18 protein-coding genes are annotated in these 19,131 nt (G+C 60.9%); 4 read left to right on the plus strand and 14 right to left on the minus strand.

Annotation, left to right across the window (positions count from 1 at the left end):
* Positions 1-270: 270 nt before the first annotated feature.
* Complete coding sequence (locus tag VE23_RS12050; RefSeq protein ID WP_049868068.1) at positions 271-1,464, minus strand: MGDG synthase family glycosyltransferase; 1,194 nt, start codon at positions 1,462-1,464, stop codon at positions 271-273.
* Between the two features lie 183 nt (positions 1,465-1,647).
* Positions 1,648-2,112 (minus strand): acyl-CoA thioesterase, encoded by a 465-nt coding sequence (locus VE23_RS12055; RefSeq protein WP_048747243.1) that lies wholly within the window; start codon positions 2,110-2,112, stop codon positions 1,648-1,650.
* A 201-nt stretch (positions 2,113-2,313) separates the two neighbouring features.
* Between VE23_RS12055 and VE23_RS12060 the strand changes: the two genes are divergently transcribed.
* The 3 genes from VE23_RS12060 to VE23_RS12070 all read left to right on the plus strand — a co-directional run bounded on the left by VE23_RS12060 (position 2,314) and on the right by VE23_RS12070 (position 4,542).
* Positions 2,314-2,907, plus strand: a complete 594-nt coding sequence (locus VE23_RS12060; RefSeq protein WP_021881523.1) for a DUF1989 domain-containing protein — start codon at positions 2,314-2,316, stop codon at positions 2,905-2,907.
* A gap of 176 nt (positions 2,908-3,083) precedes the next feature.
* Positions 3,084-3,707, plus strand: a complete 624-nt coding sequence (locus tag VE23_RS12065) for a LysE family transporter (RefSeq protein WP_048747211.1) — start codon at positions 3,084-3,086, stop codon at positions 3,705-3,707.
* A 76-nt stretch (positions 3,708-3,783) separates the two neighbouring features.
* Entirely contained in the window at positions 3,784-4,542 is a 759-nt protein-coding gene (locus tag VE23_RS12070) for a YqcI/YcgG family protein (RefSeq protein ID WP_048747212.1), read from the plus strand.
* Positions 4,543-4,613: 71 nt separating this feature from the next.
* Here the strand turns inward: VE23_RS12070 and VE23_RS12075 are convergent, their stop codons facing one another.
* The 7 genes from VE23_RS12075 to VE23_RS12105 all read right to left on the minus strand — a co-directional run bounded on the left by VE23_RS12075 (position 4,614) and on the right by VE23_RS12105 (position 12,345).
* Positions 4,614-6,032 carry an amino acid permease gene (locus VE23_RS12075; RefSeq protein WP_048747214.1) on the minus strand — a complete coding sequence of 473 codons (1,419 nt, stop codon included), beginning with the start codon at positions 6,030-6,032 and terminating at the stop codon, positions 4,614-4,616.
* A 70-nt stretch (positions 6,033-6,102) separates the two neighbouring features.
* Positions 6,103-6,906 carry an aminoglycoside N(3)-acetyltransferase gene (locus tag VE23_RS12080; RefSeq protein WP_049868069.1) on the minus strand — a complete coding sequence of 268 codons (804 nt, stop codon included), beginning with the start codon at positions 6,904-6,906 and terminating at the stop codon, positions 6,103-6,105.
* A gap of 321 nt (positions 6,907-7,227) precedes the next feature.
* On the minus strand, positions 7,228-8,289 hold the full coding sequence (locus VE23_RS12085; RefSeq protein WP_021877567.1) for a BtaManbiosPhlase: 1,062 nt from the start codon (positions 8,287-8,289) through the stop codon (positions 7,228-7,230).
* A 43-nt stretch (positions 8,290-8,332) separates the two neighbouring features.
* Positions 8,333-9,271 carry a DUF1861 family protein gene (locus VE23_RS12090; protein ID WP_049868070.1) on the minus strand — a complete coding sequence of 313 codons (939 nt, stop codon included), beginning with the start codon at positions 9,269-9,271 and terminating at the stop codon, positions 8,333-8,335.
* A 27-nt stretch (positions 9,272-9,298) separates the two neighbouring features.
* On the minus strand, positions 9,299-10,138 hold the full coding sequence (locus tag VE23_RS12095; protein ID WP_049868071.1) for a carbohydrate ABC transporter permease: 840 nt from the start codon (positions 10,136-10,138) through the stop codon (positions 9,299-9,301).
* Entirely contained in the window at positions 10,125-11,000 is an 876-nt protein-coding gene (locus VE23_RS12100) for a carbohydrate ABC transporter permease (protein ID WP_049868072.1), read from the minus strand. Before VE23_RS12100 ends, VE23_RS12095 begins: the two co-directional genes overlap by 14 nt.
* 16 nt (positions 11,001-11,016) lie before the next feature.
* Positions 11,017-12,345 (minus strand): ABC transporter substrate-binding protein, encoded by a 1,329-nt coding sequence (locus VE23_RS12105; RefSeq protein ID WP_049868073.1) that lies wholly within the window; start codon positions 12,343-12,345, stop codon positions 11,017-11,019.
* 340 nt (positions 12,346-12,685) lie between these two features.
* Between VE23_RS12105 and VE23_RS12110 the strand changes: the two genes are divergently transcribed.
* Positions 12,686-13,711, plus strand: coding sequence for a LacI family DNA-binding transcriptional regulator (locus VE23_RS12110; protein WP_049868074.1), 1,026 nt, complete (start codon positions 12,686-12,688; stop codon positions 13,709-13,711).
* A gap of 243 nt (positions 13,712-13,954) precedes the next feature.
* On the opposite strand, the gene VE23_RS12115 is transcribed toward VE23_RS12110, so the two are convergent.
* From VE23_RS12115 to VE23_RS12135, 5 genes are all read right to left on the minus strand, one after another.
* The gene (locus VE23_RS12115; RefSeq protein ID WP_048747251.1) at positions 13,955-14,551 is read right to left on the minus strand and encodes a spore coat protein; all 597 of its coding nucleotides are present in this window, start codon (positions 14,549-14,551) and stop codon (positions 13,955-13,957) included.
* A gap of 374 nt (positions 14,552-14,925) precedes the next feature.
* On the minus strand, positions 14,926-15,129 hold the full coding sequence (locus VE23_RS12120) for a CLC_0170 family protein (protein ID WP_049868075.1): 204 nt from the start codon (positions 15,127-15,129) through the stop codon (positions 14,926-14,928).
* A 25-nt stretch (positions 15,130-15,154) separates the two neighbouring features.
* Positions 15,155-16,375 (minus strand): Ger(x)C family spore germination protein, encoded by a 1,221-nt coding sequence (locus tag VE23_RS12125; RefSeq protein ID WP_048747222.1) that lies wholly within the window; start codon positions 16,373-16,375, stop codon positions 15,155-15,157.
* Positions 16,368-17,459: a GerAB/ArcD/ProY family transporter gene (locus VE23_RS12130; protein ID WP_048747224.1), complete on the minus strand. Its 1,092-nt coding sequence runs from the start codon at positions 17,457-17,459 to the stop codon at positions 16,368-16,370. The genes VE23_RS12125 and VE23_RS12130 overlap by 8 nt, the downstream gene beginning before the upstream one ends.
* Entirely contained in the window at positions 17,452-19,080 is a 1,629-nt protein-coding gene (locus VE23_RS12135) for a spore germination protein (protein WP_069202467.1), read from the minus strand. Before VE23_RS12135 ends, VE23_RS12130 begins: the two co-directional genes overlap by 8 nt.
* Positions 19,081-19,131 lie beyond the last annotated feature (51 nt).

The following is a 19,131-nucleotide window of genomic DNA, read 5'->3' on the forward strand; positions in this document are numbered from 1 at the left end:
CATCCTGAAAAATAAAGCAGACGGCAGGCGAAATCAGTACAAAAACACGATGCCGCCGACAGCAAAAATCAAAAAAAGGAATCCGGGCCGATGGCCGAATTCCTTCTTGTATCTTCCGATGTCTGCGCAGCTGAGCTGTTGCAGCTTCGGATGGATGCGCAGCTGAGCTTTTGCATCTCCGGATGCGTGCGCAGCAATCGGTCATGCCTGCCGCATTCTCATGCCTGCCCGACCGTCATGCTTGAGCAACGTCTCCAGCTTGTGCAGCTGTCACGCATGGGCAGCCGCCAAGCGAAGAGCTGCGGCGTCCGCGCCTTCGGCCGATTGGCCGAGCATCCGGATGATCGCATGCACGGCCCGATCCGCGCCATGCTCCGGCTTGTTCAGCGATGCGTTCTTGCGCAGGCGGGCGCGCAGCGCGTCTTCCGCGATGACCTGGCGCAGCCTACGCATGAGGTCCGACTTGGAGCGGGCTTCCACTGCGGCTCCCAGCCGCGTCAGATAGGCCGAGTTCTCCTGCTCTTGTCCCGGAATCGGCTTGAACAGAATCATCGGCAGCTCCTGCGACAGAGCCTCGGAGACGGTGAGGCCGCCCGGCTTCGTCACCATGACGTCGGCTGCGGCCATGAGCTCGTGCACATAGTCGATGAAGCCTGTCACGAGGATCCGATGCGGTCCGCCCATCGCTTCCAGCCGTTTCTCCAGCTGGCGGCGCAGCTTCTCGTTGCGGCCGCAGACGAAGACGTACTGGGCGGGCGGCATGTCCTCGGCGGAATCCAGCAGCGTCAGCAGCCGCCGTCCGATCAGGCCGTCGCCCCCACCCATGACGAGAACGACCGGCAGGGTGGGGCTGAGCCCATGCTTGCGCCGCAGCTCCAGACGGTCGTAGGCGCGTCCGAAGGAGAAGCGGACGGGCATGCCGGTGACCGATACGGCTCCAGCCGGTATGCCGAGCTCCGTCAGGGAGCGCTGGATCGACTCGGAGCCGACGATGTACCGGTCCGTGCCCGGATGGAGCCAGTAGCTGTGCCGCGCGTAATCGGTCATCACCGTCACCGTGGCGACCGACGTCAGCCCGGCCGTCTTGAGACGGGACATCGCCGCTGCAGCGGGCGGGAAGGTGCTGACTACGACGGAGGGCCTGAATTCCTCCAGCAGCTCCATCATCCTCCCGGAGCGGAACGTGCGCATCTGCTTGAACATCCCGGACAGGCGGTTCTCGTCGCGGGTGGCGCGGTACAGGTATCCGTACAAGGACGGCAAGCCTTTGAAGCCCTGCATGTAGAAGAATCTGCCTACGGAATGCGTCTTGGGATGCGTCCACTGCATGAAATCCACGACCCGGACAACAGCGTCGGGATATTGCCGCGCCGCCGCTTCCGCGATGGCTCCGGCCGCCTGGTTGTGGCCGTCGCCCAGCGTCCCGGTCAAGACCAGGATCCTCTGCTGGCTTATAGGTACCAAAGGGGGTTCCTCCTTCAAGATCTTAGCCGGTGGCAGCTTCCGCTTATACATACGGCTCGTTCGGCCGAAATAGTCTTCTTCCGCATGCCCTGCCCGCAAGATGTCGTCTGGAACCAGCTTACCGCGATGGGGCGCTTGAGGCATACCGTCTGTGGAATGTTCCTGTCCTGGACCGAAGTCCGGTTAATCGGTCATTCCCTCGCCCTCGAAGGAGCGGAGCGCCTCCCGCACATGATCCGGGATGGCGGTGCTGCGGCCGCTGGCCGTATCGATCAGCACGACCGTGCCGCGTCCCGCGGCCCTGAGCTCTTCCCCGACGGTAAGCGCGTAATGGATGTCCATGGACGAGCGTCCGAGCTTGGCTGTCTTCACATGCAGCCGCAGCTGGTCGCGGAGATAAATTTGGCCCAGGTACTGGCATTCGAGATCCGCCACGACGGATACCGTCTTGTCGCTGAACAGCTCGTCGGTCAGCCCCAGGTTCTCGACGTACTCGATCCTGCCCTGCTCGAAATACATGAAGTAGCTGACGTTGTTGACATGCCCCAGCATGTCCGTCTCGCAATAACGGATTTTCAGCGGGATGGAAAATTGAAACGATTCCAGCCAGGCTTGCCTGTCTTCCCCCATGAATGCGCCCTTGCTCATGATGCGAAATGCCCCTTTCAGCATCCTTCCGGTCCACGCTCTCGCCTCTGCCGGAAACGATAGGTCTATCATGCAGGATATCACGCCGCGTGCCGGACAGACAACTTTTCCGCCGCTGCCGACGGTCCGGGCGTCCCGATGCATGCCCCGATCGCCTTACAGCCATACTGACTAGATGACCATAGGAAGGGTGAACCGAGCATGCCGCAGAGCCACTGGCTGATTCCAGCCGGAGAAGGAATCGGCTTCAAAGTAAACAAAGGCCAAGTCATCCGGGTGACGGATGTCGAGGGCGAGCAGGTGGCCGATTTCGTCGCTTACCGCGCCGACGACACGACCGAGAGGATCGATCCCAACGTGACGATGGACGCCCTCCATAAGATGAAGGTCCGTCCGGGGGATATTCTCTACTCCAACAAATACCGTCCGATCCTGACCGTTGTCGCCGACGACGTCGGCGTCCACGATTTCATCAACGCCTCCTGCCGTCCGGAGATGTACGAGTTTTTGTACGGCAAGAAAAACCACGCCAGCTGCCATGAAAACCTGACCCGGGCACTGGAGCCGTACGGCTTGCCGGAGCCGGACCAGCATTACGCGTTCAACGTGTTCATGAACACCGTCATCCATCCGGACGGCAGCATTTCCGTCGAGCGTCCGTTATCGAAGGCGGGCGACGCGGTGGAGCTGAGGGCGGAAATGGATTTGATCGTCGCCGTCTCTGCCTGCCCCTGCTCGGAAAGCGCCTGCAACGGCTATGCCTGCACGCCGATCCGCGTCGAAGTTGTCGACTGATCACGGCGATCGATGGATCGGCCGGGCGACACATGGGAGTCGTTGAATCGAACTGTTTCCAGGGACGCCGCTCCGGCGCCCCTATTTGTCCTTCTACAAAAATAAGCCTCCGAATAGGAATAGGATGACTTGTACCCGTTGCAGGCAAGCCTATTTCCTCTGGAGGTGAATTTCGGATGAACGCCTTTTTGGCCTATGTGCTGCTGGGTCTGTCCCTGTCGGCTCCGATCGGCCCCATCAACGCCGCCCAGCTGGACAAGGGAGCCCGGTTCGGCTTCACCCATGCATGGCTGGTCGGAATCGGCGCCATGGCTGCCGACGCGCTGTACATGCTGCTGATTTATTTCGGCGTGGCGAACTTCCTGGCGACCGGCTTCATGCGCACGCTGCTGTTCTCTTTCGGCTTCTTCGTGCTCATGTACACCGGTCTCGAGACGCTGAAGGCCGCTTCCCCCTCGCTGCCGGGTCCGCTCCATGAGGAAACGACGAGAGCCGCATCCTTCCGCTCCGGCTTCCTGATGGCGCTCCTCAACCCGCTCAATATCCTGTTCTGGCTCGGCATCTACGGCTCCCTGATCGCCGGGAGCTCCCATGAGGGCCTCTCTCTGCTGCTCCTGCACAGCACCGGAATTTTCGCGGGCATCCTGCTCTGGGACGTCGTCATGGCCGCACTCGCAAGCTCGCTGCGGCGATTCGCCAGCAGCCGCGTCCTGCAAGGCATCTCCTCCCTGGCAGGGCTGTCGCTGATCGGCTTCGGCCTTTACTTCGGCTGGCAGGCCTTCCTCCAGCTGACGGCCTAGAATGCCGGGACGTTCACCCAACTCCCACTCCTTACATACGATGAAGCGACGTATCAAAGGAGGATGGCAAGGACGGATGGCACAACTGCATGCGAAAAGCTGGCTTGAACATCACTCAATGTCACTGGAGAAGTGGGAAAGGGAAGCCTACCTGAGCTTTGCTTCCATGATCGCCGACGACGGCAATTCCTATCCTTGCGTGCCGGGCAGGCAGGGCTTCCTGACCGACAATCTGCGGTTCGGGTTCGCTCCCGACCCGCGTACGGAAGCGGCGGCGCGCGAAGTCGCCGATCTGCTTGCGCAGTACGGTCCCTTGTCCCGGGAAACGGGCAAATACGCCTCGCTGGTCATCTTCTTCCGCACTCCCGAGGATCTGCTGGAGAGCGCGTCCGTGGAAACCTACGAGGAGCTGTTCTGGTCTCTTCTCAGCGGCGCTTCCAGGCTGGACCCGGCACCCTGGCCGGAATCGATTCCCCGGGATCCCGGGCATCACGAATGGGAATTCTGCTTCGGCGGAGAGCCCTATTTCGCCTTTTGCGCCACTCCGGCCCATGTGGTCCGGCGCAGCCGCTCCTTTTCCGGCTTTCTCGCAGCTTTCCAGCCGCGCTGGGTTTTCCGGGAAATCAACGACTCCACGCCCTTCGGCCGCAACATGAAAAAAATCATCCGCAGGAAGCTGGCGGACTACGACGGCATCCCCGCCCATCCGTCGCTCAAATGGTACGGCCAGCAGGACAACCAGGAATGGCAGCAATACTATTTGCGGGACGACGACAGCGCCTTGTCGAAATGCCCGTTCCTGAGCGGCAAAATCAAGCTGCCTGCCGGCGACTAGATCCGGATTCCGCAAGGAAGCATTCTCGCGGGTCTTGAGCGCTCAGGCGATAAGACGAAACGTTCGCCGCCTCAGGATGAAGCCGTCTCCCCGCAAGCGTCGCCCTCGGAACGCTTCTCCTCGCCTGGCTGCGGCTGTCCGCCCTTCCAGCGTCTCGACATGGCCAGCGTGACGGCGCCCACCGCCGCGGCAATCGCCAGACTGGCCCAGAAGCCTGGCCGGCCTGCCGGCTCCAGCAGCGAGCCGGAGGCGGCGGCCGCCATGAGGGCAAGCGCCGTCCCGCTTTTGATCCATCCCGGAAGCCCCGGCTTATGCAGCTTCAGATAAGTCGCGACGATGAACATCCATACATAGAGAAGCACCAGGCCGCCGGCTGTCGCCAGATGCTCGAACAGCGTCGAGGGCAGAAGCAGGGCAAGCACGACGGAGACCGTCATGCCGCCCGCGTTGACGAGCAGCGCCGCCCATGGCAGGCGCCGGGCCCCCGCCGTCCGCGTCAGCCAGCGCGGAGCGTCTCCGTCCGATGCGAGCGATACCAGCATCGTGGATACGCCGTACAGAGAGGCGACGAGAATCGAGAATCCGGCGACGATCAGCACCCCGTTGAGCATATGGACGAGCACGGACAGCCTCATCACCTCGAGCGTCTGGACAAACGGGCTTTCCGAGGAATTCATATCCGAACGCGGCACGACCACAATTGCAAGGCCGATGGAAAGAAGATAGAGGATTCCAATGCCCAGCAGCATGATGCGGCCCGCCTTGGGGGCATCCGCAGGCCGCTTCAGTCCGGCAGCCATGAAACCCATCACCTCGATGCCGCTGAAGGCGTAGAAGGCGTATAGAAGTCCGCTCCAGGCGCCTTTCCAGCCGCCGGCCTCCAGCAGCCCCCTCCACTCCGCCGGCTTTGCCGCCGGGGACGTTCTGCCGCTCAGCAGCATGAAGGCGGCGACGGCGATGAACATGGCGACGGCCGCGATTTTCACGACGGCGAACAGGTTCTCGGCGGTGTTGATTCCTTTGGACCCCAGCACGACGACGGCGAGCGCCAGCACGGCGTAGCCTGCGGCAAAAACCCATAGCGGAACAGCCGGAAGCCAGTACCGCGTGAACAGCCCGAGAGCTGTCAGGGAGCCCCCGAGAATGAGCAGCTCGGAAGACCAGTAGATCCAGCCCGTGCTGAAGCCGGCCCATCTTCCGTACGCTTTTTTGGCATACGCTCGGAACGAGCCCTTTTCCGGCTGCTCGGCCGTCATGGAAGCAAGCGCCTCATAGACGAAATAAGTGGCCGCGGCAGCAGCCAGAAAAATCGGCAGCACGAGGAAGCCGCTCCGGCGGACGGCGATGCCGGTGCCGAGAAAAAAAGCGGTGCCGATCGTGCAGCCCGCTCCGAACAGCGACAGCTTCCACCAAGAAAGGCCGTTTGCGCCCCCTTCGGAGCCCGCCCCTCCGGCGGCGGCAGCCCGAGGACGCTTGAGATGTTCGGACATGATTTCAAGCCTCCCTTATGGAGGTAGGATGGTCCAGATCCGCCGGAACTATCCTTGGCCGGCCGCGCGGTCAGTACCGGTTGGCCTCCATCCAGGCCGCCGCGTAGTCGATCAGCTCCCGCTGCGGCAGCAGCCGCACGAGCGCATCTCCGATCCGCCCTCTGGCGGCCAGCGGGCAATCCCTTTCAAAGGCTTCGCCCACGACGTTGAAGTCGTCGTCGCGGTACGCAAGGTCCTCGAAAACCACCCATTCCCTGACGCCGTTCCTCAGCATGGGAGAGCCTTGGCTGAGCATCTCCTTGTTGGGGTAAGAAGCGCGATGCTCGGCCAGATGCAGCGTCGTGTTTCGTTCGTGGTCGACCCCAAGCAGCAGAGCCCGGCCGCCAAGCTCGGCCATCCGCTCAAGAGGGGAGCCTTCGCCGAGGGCAGGCGACAGCAGATGCGGTTCCAGAATCGTATGCGCCAGCGGTCCGCGGGCGGCGAAGCTCACCTGCGGATGGGCGCTGCGCAGCGTGCCCTCTTGACGGCGGAAGCATTCCACGACGGCGCCCATGCCGCGGGTAGCCGTCAAGTCCGGGCGATAGGCGGGCATCTCGGCCCGAATGAGCGGCCACCATGATTCCGGAACCGGCGGGCGCATCCAATAGGAGGGCTCGGACAAATCCGACGATTGGGCCGGCATGACGATCGTGCCGCTGTCCCCGACGGCTTCCTCGAGGGCAAGCACGACCGCTTCCGGCCCGCCGACGACCCAGCGGCCGAATGCCTTCATGGAGGAGTGGACCAGCAGCAGCATCCCTTCCTCCACTCCTATTTTTCGCAGCCCTTTGCTTATGTCTCTGCTTGTAAGGGGCATTTCGTTTTCGTTGATCATGGGTGCAGCCTCCATATGCGGGACGGCAAGCCGGGAGTCCATCCCCCTTGCCTTCCCGACTCGTTCTTTTCGCCAGTGTACCAGAGTACGGCCCGCTTCGCAGGGGCAAGAACGGTTTAAGCCGATCCGATGCGGCCGATGAGGAGAATAAAAACGATTGCGGGAATAAAAAAGCCCCGGCATACGCCGGGGCTGGTGCTGTCCAGCAAGAATCCTTGGCTTGGCCTAGGAACGAAAAGGGGCAAAACTTATTGCATGTTATGCTTTTGACGTCTCCTTGCAGAGACGCGGGTCCAGATCCGGGCAAGGCCAAGCCTGCGCTCAGACCGGCTCCAGGCTGTCCAGAATTTCCGTCAGGCTGAGCTCCGCGCAAGCCATGGACGTGTCGGCTGCGCCGTAATACATGCGGACGCGGTCTCCGTCGACGAGAGCGCCGCAGGAGAAGACGACGCCTCCAAAGAAGCCGTCCCGCTCGTAATCCGCCTCCGGCTCCAGAATCGGCTTGCCGGAGCGGGCAATCACCTTGGAGGGATCGTCCAGGTCGAGCAGCACGGCTCCCATGCAGTACCGGTGATCCTTGGTCGCGCCGTGGTACAGCTCCAGCCAGCCGCGCTCCGTCCGGATCGGAACGGCTCCGCCTCCGATGCGGCCGCTGTCCCACATGCCGTCGCGCAGCCCGATGAGATGGCGGTGGTTGCCCCAGTACAGCAGGTTGTCCGATTCCGCGATCCACATCTCGGGGCGGCCGCAGCTTTTGGTCGTCGGGCGGTGAAGGGCGTAATACTTGCCGCCGATGCGCTCGGGGAAGATGATGACGTCCTTGTTGTCCGGCCCGAAGATCATGCCGTGATGCGTGACGCTCTTGAAATCCTTCGTGGAGACGAGCGATTCCCCGATGCCGACGGGCGACACGGCCGAGAAATAGATATAGTAGGTGTCCCCGATCTGCGTGATGCGGGGGTCTTCAACGCCGAAAATCTCCAGGGGCTGCGTCGGATAAATGAACGGCTCCTCGTCGACCGTGAAGCTCCTGCCGTCCCGGCTGCGCGCGATGCGCAGGTACGAGAGGGAGGTCAGGTATTCGAAGGCCGGCGCATGCTCCTTGCGCACGATGACGCGCGGATCGGACAAGTCGTAGCGCTCGTCGTCCTTGCGGATCGGTATGAGGTCCAGGCCGCCTTTTTCCCTGTTGTAGACGGGAGCCAGCACCGCCTCCGGATCCTCGCTGATCGGGCGTTCCGCCACGCGCAGCAGCAGGATGACTTCGCCGTCATATTCCGCCACCCCTGCGTTGAAGGCGCCGATGACCTCGAAATCCTCTCGATGCGGCTTCACGTCCGCCGGGGTCACCAGCGGATTCTGTTCGTAACGGTAGCTATTCATGGCATGAACTCCTTTGTATCTTAACTAGTAATGCGGCCAAAGCTTACAAGCCGGCAAACGGGTCGGCGATGACCAGCCTCTGCGCGTCCGCGTCGCTGATGCCCGCGTATAGAACCGCCGTGCCGTCTGTTCTGCGAAGCAGCCCCCCGCTGAAGACGACATCCTGCAGGTCCGCCCGCTTGGCCGGACCAGGCAGAAAGACGCTGCGCTCGGCGATAATGCTCAGCTTCGAGCAGCCGGCGCCGGCAGCAACGAACACGAACGCCATCGGGTAATAGTGGCGGTCCCCCGCTTCGTCGAAGCAGGCGACATGTCCGAGCACGCCGATCCGGCCGTCCTGCAGCAGATGGGCTTCATTGGCCCCTCCCCATTCTCCCTCCGCGAACTGGCCTTCCAGCAGCGGCGCATCCTCGATCAGCTCAAGCGTAAGCCCGTCCAGAGAGGACGCCCTCGCGAATCCGATCTTGCCGCGGCCTCCCTTCCGGCCCTGGGGCCGGGTGAAAACCCCGACCTCTCCATCGGCAAGCTCCACCAGGCGGATATCCTTCATTCCGTCCGGTCCTTTGAAAAACGGCTCTAAATCCGAAAGTCCGCTGCCGCGGTAAAAGACGGTCCGCCACATCAGCGCGCCTTCGTTGTCCGGATGCGGATAGATCTCCACGCCTCCGACGATGAGCTTCCCGCCGATGCGGCAGTGGAACGGGTCCTGGAGCTCCAGCACCGGAGCCCCCTCCAGCGGCAGCCACCGTCCGCCCTCTTCCGCGAAGAAGACGACCATGGAATGCTCGCTGTCCCGGGATTCCACGCGGCCCGGGATGATTTCCCGGCCGCTGTCCAGAAGCGGAGCGGCAATGTTGTAGACATCCTTCTCCCCGACTTCCGCGAACGGAATCCGCTCCGGCGCCTCGGCCCGCGCGCCCGATGCCCGGTATTCCGCCAGCAGCTCGCGGCATGATGACGGCTCAAGCTTCCGAGTATTCATAGAAGGTTTCCTCCCTGCATGGGATGTTTATTTGAGGCTGAACTGCATGCCTTCCTGGAACTTCTTGCTGAAGATCAGGAACATGACGATGATCGGCAGCGTCAGGATGGTCGAAGCGGCGTACAGCGGTCCCGGATAGGAGCCGTACGGTCCGAACATCTGCGAGAGCAGCACGTTCAGCGTCAGCATCGAATCGCTTTTGACCGCGATCATGTCCCACAGCAGCTCGGTCCAGCGCTCCATGAGCAGGAAGAGGAAGATGACGGTCGTGATCGACTTCGACATCGGCAGCATGATGCGGAACATGATTTTCAGATCGGATGCCCCGTCCAGCTTGGCCGCCTCGATGAAGACGGAAGGAACGGCCTTGAAAAAGTTCGTGTACATGAAGATCGCCCACAGGCTGACCGCCTTCGGAATGATCAGGCCCAGATACGTGTCGTAGAGGCCGACCCGCTGGATGACCAGAAACGTCGGCACCAGCAGGATGATCGCCGGAAAGAACATATGGAACAGGACGAAGTTGTTCATCGCCTTGCGGCCGAAGAAATTGAGCTTGGACAGCGCGTAGGCGACCATGATGCCGAACAGCATCATAAGCGCCGTGGAGGCGACCGAGACGATGATGCTGTTCATGAACGCGTTCAGCCAGGGACGGGTGATGCCCGTCTCGCCGCCGCTGAACAGCCACTCGTAGGACTTGAGCGTGAAGCTCGTCGGGAACAGCTTCTTGTCGATCTGCGTCCAGTCCGCGAACGAGCTGAGCACCATGTACAGATAGGGATAAACCATGACGAGCAGGAGCGCGAGGGCGAGCGAGTAACGGACGGCCCGCCTGGCGCCGCTGCGTTTATTAGACCCAACCATTCCGCTTCCCCCATATCTCCAGAATTTTGCGGATCACGAAAATCGAGGCGAACGTCGCCAGCGACGCCAGCAGCGCGACCGCGGAGGCGTAGCCGACCTGCATGTTCGAGAATGCCTGCTTGAAGATCTCCATCTGCCAGGTGTTCGTCGCGTTGCCGGGACCGCCGCCGGTCAGCTGGTACACCTCGGTGAAGATGCCGAACGTCACGCCGAACGCCAGAATCAGCGTCGTATAGAGCGACGGGTACAGCAGCGGCAGCGTGATCCGCCAGAACCGCTGGCTGTCCTTGACCCCGTCGATGGCGGCGGCCTCGTACACTTCCTTATCGATGCTCTCGAGGCCGGATGTGATGATGAGCGCATAATAGCCGGTGAACTTCCAGGCGAGGATCAGGCCGACGACGAACAGCGCCGAGAAGGGAGAGCCGAGCCAGTTGATATCCATGCCGATGCCTCTCAGGAATTCATTGACGGGACTCGTGTAGGAGAGTAGCCCCTTCACGATCAGCGCGGACACGACGCCCGAGCTGAGGTACGGCAGGAAAAATCCGATCAGGAACAGCCCTTTGAACCGGGGCAGTCCATGGACGACGACGGCGACGCCGATCGCCATCACGGTGACGAGCGGAACGAAGATCATCATGAATTTGTACGTATTCCAGAATGCCGCATGGACGGCAGGCGATTGCAGCGCGTCCAGGAAATTGCTGATCCCCACGAAATTGAACGTCGGGGCGATGAGGTCCCAGTTCGTAAACGACAGGAACAAAGACCATAAGAGCGGCACAAAGAAAAAGATCAGCGAGTAGATGAGGTAAGGGCTGGCGAACATCCAGCCCAGCTTGTTGTTGCGTTGGTCCATGACAGCGGAACCTCCCTTATTTCAGGGCTTTCTCCAGCGCAGCCTTCATCGCCGCCCAGCCCTCGGCAGGCGCGATTTCGCCCTTGACCACTTTGTTGAAAGCCTCCGTGCCGATGATCGTCTGCAGGTCGTTGTACTTGGCGTTGTCCATCGGCGGCACCGCATTCGGCACATTCTCCGCATACGGCTTCAACTGCGGACTCTCGTCCAGGATCGCCTTGAACGATTCGTTGGTCGACAGGTCGTCGCGGGCCGGCGGCAGATTCGTCTGCTTGAACCAGGCCGCGTCGTTTTTGGCGTCGTTGTACACCCACTTCACGAAATCAAGCGCCGCCTGCTGCTGCGCCTTCGTCGCGGAAGCGTAGATGACAAGCCCCTTCGTATCGGCGAACGTCTTGCTCTGGGCCGGATCGGCGCCGTCAGGCACCGGAGGCATCGTCAGCGCGTAGGTTTCGTTGTACTTCAGGTTCGGGTATTTTTCCGCCCAGGTCGTAAAGGTCCACGGACCGATATCGGTGAACACCCCCGTGCCGTTCTCGAACGGATCGGTCACCTGCCGCGCCAGCAGCCCTTTCTCCTTGCGCAGGCTGTCGACGAACGTCAGCACTTCGATGCCGGCTTTCTCGTCCCCGGTGAACGTGTCGCCCTCGATGAACTTGTTGCCGTTCGACGCGGCGTCATACAGCATGTAGAAGTCGAACCAGCGCTTCCAGGCGGTGGGATCGGCCAGATCCGGCTTCGCCCACAGGTATTTCTTGTCGCCGTATTTGTCCTTGAGCTTCTTGGTCAGCTCCAGCACTTCGCCGTACGTCTTCGGCGGCTCGTTGTAGCCGAGCTCCTTCAAAATATCGAGGCGCCAGCCGAACAGCATCGGATTGGAGTAGATCGGCAGCACGTATTGATGGCCGTCCGCGAACTTCCACGGCTCAATCGTCTTGCTCATGCTGCGTCCCTTGAGCAGGTCGTCGTAGCCTTCCAGCGTATCCAGCGGCACTAGCGCCTTGCTGCTCGACAGCTGGGCCGCGAAGCCGCGGTTGATGTTCTCCGACATCGTCGGCGCGCTCTTGGCCGCCAGCGCGGCCTGGATGCTGGCTTCGGAGGTCGGCGATTCCTTGATCGCGCTGACGTTGATCTTGACCTTGCCGTTCTGGGCTTCATACGCCTTGGCCATCTCCTGCCAGTAAGCCTGCTGCGTCGGATTCGGCGCCGCCCAGAACTCGATCGTCGTCACGCCTTCTCCGGACGCCGAGCCGGATTCGTTTTGGCCGCCCTGGCCGGTGGAGCAGGCGGACAGCATGCCCGCGATCAAAGCAACGGATAAAACCATTGGGATTCTCTTTTTCATTCTGCATGGCCTCCCTAACTTGTCATGTTAAAATCATTCTCTGTCATCCAGCTGTCAATGAGCAAAACTGAAAATGAAAGCGCTTGTGAGACTCATTATGGAGCATAAATAGCGTCAAGTCAAGTTACAATACGATAAAGTCATTCTATTTCCACATTATTCACTTTACTATTTTATTTTGTAACGTTACAATTATAGAGCGGGATTGCGATCCGTTTCGATATGTATTTTCCTCCCGCCGAAGCTTGACATTCCCGCCCCGCTGCGGAAACAATGATAGACGAACGGCTGCGCGTCGGGCATATGGCCCGAAGGGCGAGCACAACGGAGGCTGACCCTTTTGAAATCGAAAATAACGATGCAGGACATCGCCGACAGGCTTAATCTGTCCAAGAACTCGGTCTCCCAAGCTTTGACGGGCAAGCCCGGCGTTAGCGACGAGACCCGCCGGCTCATCATGAAGACGGCCGACGAGATGGGCTACACGTATACCCGAAGGGGCAACACGGAGGAAGCCGGCCCGGCGGCGAAGCCGCGGACGATCGCGCTCATCGCTTCCGACTATGCCTTCTCCATGAAAAGCTTCTTCAGCGACATCTACCTGAGCATCGACCGGGAGCTCAAGAAGATCGGCTGCGAGCTGGTCATCCAGTCCATCAGCCCGAACGATGCCGCGTCCTTAACTCTCCCGCCGTTCATTCAGCAGCGGGCCGTGGACGGCGTGCTCATCCTGTCCCATATTACGACTCCCTATATCCAGGCCGTGCTGGATACGGACATTCCCGCCGTCCTGATCGACCACCATCATCCCGATCTGCAGGCGGACTGCATCCTGACCAACAACCGGTTCAGCGCCTACGAAGCCGTCCGGCATCTGTACGGACTCGGACATCGCGACATCGGTTATGTCGGGAACATCTCCTTCTCTCCGAGCTATTACGAGCGGCTGGAAGGGATGAGGCTTGCAGCCTTTGAGCTCGGCCTGCAGCTGAAGGAGGCCTGGCTGCTGACCGATGCGGCCGAGGACAGCGACGAGATCCGCAAGCGGCTGGAAGGGCTGAGCGGCGGGCCTACCGCCTGGTTCTGCGTCAACGACGGGTACGGCTTCATGGTCAGCTCGGCGCTGCAGCAGCTCGGGCGGCGCGTGCCCGAGGACGCCTCCGTCGTCAGCTTCGACAACGGCTATCTGTCCCGGCTGGCGACGCCGCCCATCACGACGGTTGATGTCGATCTTCCGCTCTACGCCAGGTGCGCGGTCGAGCGGCTGCTGGCCAGACTGGAGGATCCCGGCATGCCGTACGCCGAGACGCTGCTCCATACCAAGCTGCTCATCCGGGAGTCTACCGGGAATCCTCCCGTCCGCTGAGCGGACCGAAAGGAACCGAAGCCATGAACGAAATCAAGCCTTTCTATTTGCTGCTTGCGGCCGCAGCCGCATGCGTCATCATCCTTCTGCTGGTCGGCGTATACGGAATGAATGCTTCGGGCAGCCTGTTCGCCGGCCGTTGAAGCCGGCATCCGGAGCCCTCAACGTCCGATCCCTCTCCGAACCAACGGCAAGACGGCTCATGCGACATCGCATGAGCCGTCTTCCTTTTCCGGGAATGAGCTACTGGTAGCGGCTGAAGGAATTCGGAGCCGGCATCTGAGGCTGGCCGGGAGCCGGAACGTAGGAGCCGAGCATCGACTGCATGTCGTTCTGCTTCAGCTGCGGCACCTGATAATAGGCATGCTTGTTCTGGAAGAGGAAAATCTCGAAGGCCATCTCTACATAGTTCTGGATCTGGGAAGCGACGACGCGGCGCACGACCGGATTCGTAATCTCCGGAGAGGCCATGGCCAGCAAGGACCCGGTTGACTTGATCAGGCCGAGCATGTGGCCGCTGATGCCGGCATCCTTGACGTCCGCGAGCGACTGGTTCGGCTTCTTCGGCTGGGAAGGCTTGATGCCGAAGGTTACGTTCGTCGGCTGCAGCTGCATCATGTACGTGCCTGTTTCCTGATGCGGCTTCTGACCCGTCGCGAAGCATTCGGCCGTCAGGTTGTACTGGGAGAGGATGAAATTGTACTGGCGGTCCAAAATGCCGAGCAGCTCCTGATCCTTGACGAAGCCGCGGAAAATCATGAACTGGTCGAGGACGTTGATCATGCCGGACAAAATTTCATGCATGTCGAAAAACTCATGTCCGCCATGGTTCAAATTCATCTGCTGCTGAGGGACTGAAGGCGCAGCGGTCTGGGACTGCTGCGGCTGAAATCCTTGCTGCGCATGCGGCTGATAGCCTTGCTGCGCATGCGGCTGATAGCCTTGCTGCGGCTGGTACGGCTGCGCGAACGAATGCTGCTGCGACGGCTGTCCAGGCTGGCTCATGGGCTGGAACTGAGGCTGGTAGGGCTGATTGTTCAAGGTTATTTCCTCCTCCATGTGTAATTCAGGCTTGGTTAAGATGAGCCAAAAGCATCCTCCCTATTCGGGAGAGCCGCCTCCCGCCTGAGATGCATTCCATTCATCCAGAAAGCCGGGCGTCATGATTCCTTCGACTCCCCAAAGGCACCGAATTCAGGCCGCTGTCCCGAGGCTCACAACAGAAGCTGGTACAGCGCCAGGACGGCCGCTCCGGCCGCGGCAAAGCCGAGTTGAATCCAAGCCAGCCCTTTTGTCCAGCCGCCTTCCTTCTTTTTGCCCAGCCATTCGTACATCCGCAAATCCGCCGTAAGCATGAACAGGCCGCATAACAGGCTCAGGATGACGAACACGACGAGGCTGTAGTTGTAATCGAGCATTCGGTCCAAGCCTCCTTGCGCGGAATCAATTGAGCTTCAGCCCTTCCCTGCGGATCGCGACCTTGCATTCCAGCTCGAATGTCATGCCTGCGTACTCCCGCTCCCAATCCTCCTTGGATTTGATGACGCTGTTCCAGTACGCGGGCTCCCGGGCGCGGAACATTTCCCCGAAGCCGAACGGATCGCTCCGGTAACGCTGGGTTTTGCGAATGAACTCCAGCAGGAAGTAGGAAACCTCCTTCCCCATGTGGTTGCGGATCAGGTCGAAATCCTCCGCCGTATAACGCTCGGATTCGCCGTCGATCTTCTCCTCGATGCTGGTGTCCAGATGGACGACGATATGCGCGTGAGGCTTGCCGTTCCGGATGGATACCTTCGTCTGGGCGATGCGGCGGTTGCTTTTGAGCATGATTGCGCCTATGCCCGGCACATCCCCGAGGATGGAATAGCCTCCCGGATTGAGCCCCTTGATGGCCATGTAGCTGCCGATTTCGATCGGCTCCGAATGGCCGACCATTTTGCCCCCGCGGAACAGCGCCATCCCCTTGAGCAGGATGTTCTCCTTCTGGCGAATGGATACGTAAGGAAGGAACTCGTCCTGTCCGAGGCGCGATTCGGCGCTCCAGAAGTTGCCGGAGTACTGGGGAGGGAATTTGCCCATCTCCACCGACTTTTCAATCATGGACAGCAAATAGAGGGTAGGGACCCGCTCAAGCGGCGGCGCCACGTTCATCAGCTTGTTCGCCTCGATATCCGAGACGACGATCCAGGTGGAGCGCCTCACCTCCGAGTTGCGGCGGAAGTAGTCGTTGATGTCTTCCATCCCTCTGCGGGCGATCTTCTCGCTGACGACGATGATCCGCAGATGGATCAGGCTGCGCGGATCGGCGATTTCCTGCTGCAGGTTGTTGAGCGCATCGTCGATGGAATAACCCGTCACCTTCACGACCCATACGGGCAGCCCTCCCTGCTTGCCGCCGCCGCTCTCTCCCGGACCGAGCGGCACCCTGCCGGGAATGGCGATCTGGGCCGTCACCAGAATCCGGTGGTTCCGCAACGATTTGGGCTCATGCAGATGAGTCGTATGCTCGTGGTCGCCGGCTGCAGCCTCATTCACCTCATCGATCGCCATGCCGAGAATAAGAGCGCGATCCTCCAGCTCCTGCCGGTCCCAGCAGCCGCTCAATAGGGGCAAAGCGATCGCCGCCGCCAGCGCCAAGGCCGGCATGCGCCTCCAGCTAGGCATGGGCCCGCCTCCTTCCCGACCGGATGAACGACATGACCAGCAGCAGCAAGGGATACGCTGCCGTCAGCAAAAATCCGTAGCGCCCGGACAAGTCCCACAAGGAGTATAGAACATGGATGTTGGGCGGAATCATCGACACGGCGTACACGGCCGGCATATAGAAGGAAGCGAGCATGCGATGGTCTTCGAGGCGGAACAGATCGCGGCTGGCATGGACGGAGAAGTAATAGGTCGCATAGATGGTCGTATAGATCGAGATGACCCAGATGATCAGGAACAGCGCATCCAGCCGCTGTCCGACGCCCATCGACGCGCTGCGCGCCGTCTCCAGCGTCGGATAGGTCAGAATCTTCGTCTCCTCGGCTCCGAACATGCCCACCGTCGTCAGGACGACCAGCAGATAAAGCGAGCCGCCGACCGCGGCGCCGATCGCGACGGACGATGCCGCCCGCTTGGGGAATTTCATGAGCGGCACGAGCAGGCAGAACACAAAGGACATTTGCGACAAGGAGGCGATCTTCACCGATTCGTTCGGCCAGTCTCCGCGATGGTTGCCGATCAGCGGCAGCAGATTGTTCGGATCGATGCTGCGGGTCGCGATCAGCACGATGAAGAGGCCCGGCAGCAGAATGAACGGCAGGTAGAAGGAATGGACGAACGAAAACTTGATCAGGTCCCGCCGGGCCGACAAGGCCACGACGAGCAAAAGCATGCATTCGACGATCTGCATGGGCGTCTTCTGGAGCAGGACAAGCACGACGACTTCCCCGAACTGCCGCAGCGATATGCCGGACACGAGCAGGAAATACAGGATCAGCAGCCCGTTCATGACTCGCGCGACCGGAGCGCCGACCAGCTTCTCGCTGAAAAAGATCAGGTTCTCTCCGGGATGCCGGCTGCAGAGATAGGCCAGCAGCAGCAGAGACATGGTGCCGCAGAGAATTCCTGCTGCGGTCAACAGCGGAGCTCCGCTTTCGGCCCCTACGGCGGCGAATCGCGGCAAGGTCAGGACGCCGATGCCGACATTGGCGCTCGTCACGAGCGCGGCCATTCGAATGGAAGAGATCGACAGCGTATCACTCATGGGCCCGGGTATCCTCCTCGCCGGCATACTGCAGCGTTCTCCGCATCGGCGCGTCCGCAGCATCGGGCGGCAGCCGGTTGGCATCGAGCGTGTGCAGATGCGAAGGACGCTTCCTCATCCACCAGATAGGGCCGCGCAGGAGCAGATCCTTGAAGCCCTGCCAATTGCCAGGCACGAACGGTGCCATATAGGGGACGCCGAACGATTCCATGGCGAGCAGATGGTTCGCGATGAAGAGCAGTCCGATCAGCACGCCGAACAAGCCGAACGAGCCGGCCAGAATAATGAGCGGAAACCTCAGCATCCGCAAGGCGATCGCCGCATTGTAAGCGGGCGTTGCGAACGAGCCGATCGTCGTAAAGGCGACGATGACGACGGTGATCGGGCTGGAGAAGCCGGCCGAGACGGCCGCCTGTCCGATGATGAGCACGCCGACGATGCTGAGCGCGCCGCCGATCACCTGGGGAAGGCGGATGGTCGCTTCCCGGAGAATCTCCATCGATATTTCGATCATGAGCACCTCAATCACCGTCGGGAAAGGAACGCCGGCTCTGCCTCCCGCCACCGCCACGGCGAAGTCGGTCGGAATCAGCTCCGGGTTGAAGGAGATCAGCGATACATAAAGAGCCGGGAAAATGAGGGAGGTGACAAGCGCCACCAGCCGGATCATCCGGATGAGGCTGCCGATGAGGAACCGCTCCGTATAATCGTCCAGCGTCTGATAGAACTGGCTGAAAAAGCAAGGCACGATGAGCGCGAACGGAGAGCCGTTGCTCAGGATGGCGATCCGCCCTTCCAGCAGCGCCGCCGCGGTTTTGTCCGGCCTTTCCGTGTTCTGGATTTGCGGAAACGGGGAGAACGGCTGATCCTCGATGAACTGCTCGATATAACCGGCGTCCAGGATGGCGTCCGTATCGATTTTGGCCAGCCGGCCCAGCACGCGCTCGACGATAGCGGGATCCGCGATGCTCGACAAATAACAGACGGCGACATTCGTATTCCCGCGCCTGCCGATCGGAGCCATCTTCACCTTGAGGTCGGTCGTCGAGAGGCGGGATCGCACGAGCGCGATGTTCGTATCGAGCGACTCGATGAAGCCTTCGCGCGGACCGCGTATGACCTGCTCGGTCTGGGGCTGCTCGATCGCCCGTTTCTTGATGTCGCGGGTGTTGACGATCAGCGCCTTGTGGCTCCCGTCGATACAGATGAGCGTTTCTCCCGAGGTGACCGCGAGAAGCATCGGGACGATCGAAATCTCGGCGCTTGCATCCGCCGCATGCAGACAATCATGGAGCGCGTAATCGGCGATCCGGCTCGCATGCAGCTGTTCCGCTTGCCCATCCTTCAATGCCGTCATCAAAGGCTGCAGGATGTCCCGGTTGATCCGGTCCTGGTCGACCATCGGCTCCAGGAAGACGGCAGCGGCGTTGAAGCTTCCGAAAATGCGGAACTGCCGGATCGCGATATCGTCCGTATCCCCGAAAACCTCTTTGAGCATGCGGAGCATCTCGTCGAGTCTCGCGGATGCCTGCATGCCCTCATACTTCCTCAGCGTCAGGTCTTTGACGGGAACGGAAGCGGTACGCTTGAACAGATTGGATTTGCCCTGCCAGCTTCCCATCGCCCTTCTCCCCTTCCCCGAATGTGCAAGTACCGGTAGTATATCCAGCCG

This window comes from Paenibacillus sp. D9, assembly GCF_001188365.1.
GTDB lineage: Bacteria > Bacillota > Bacilli > Paenibacillales > Paenibacillaceae > Paenibacillus_O > Paenibacillus_O humicus.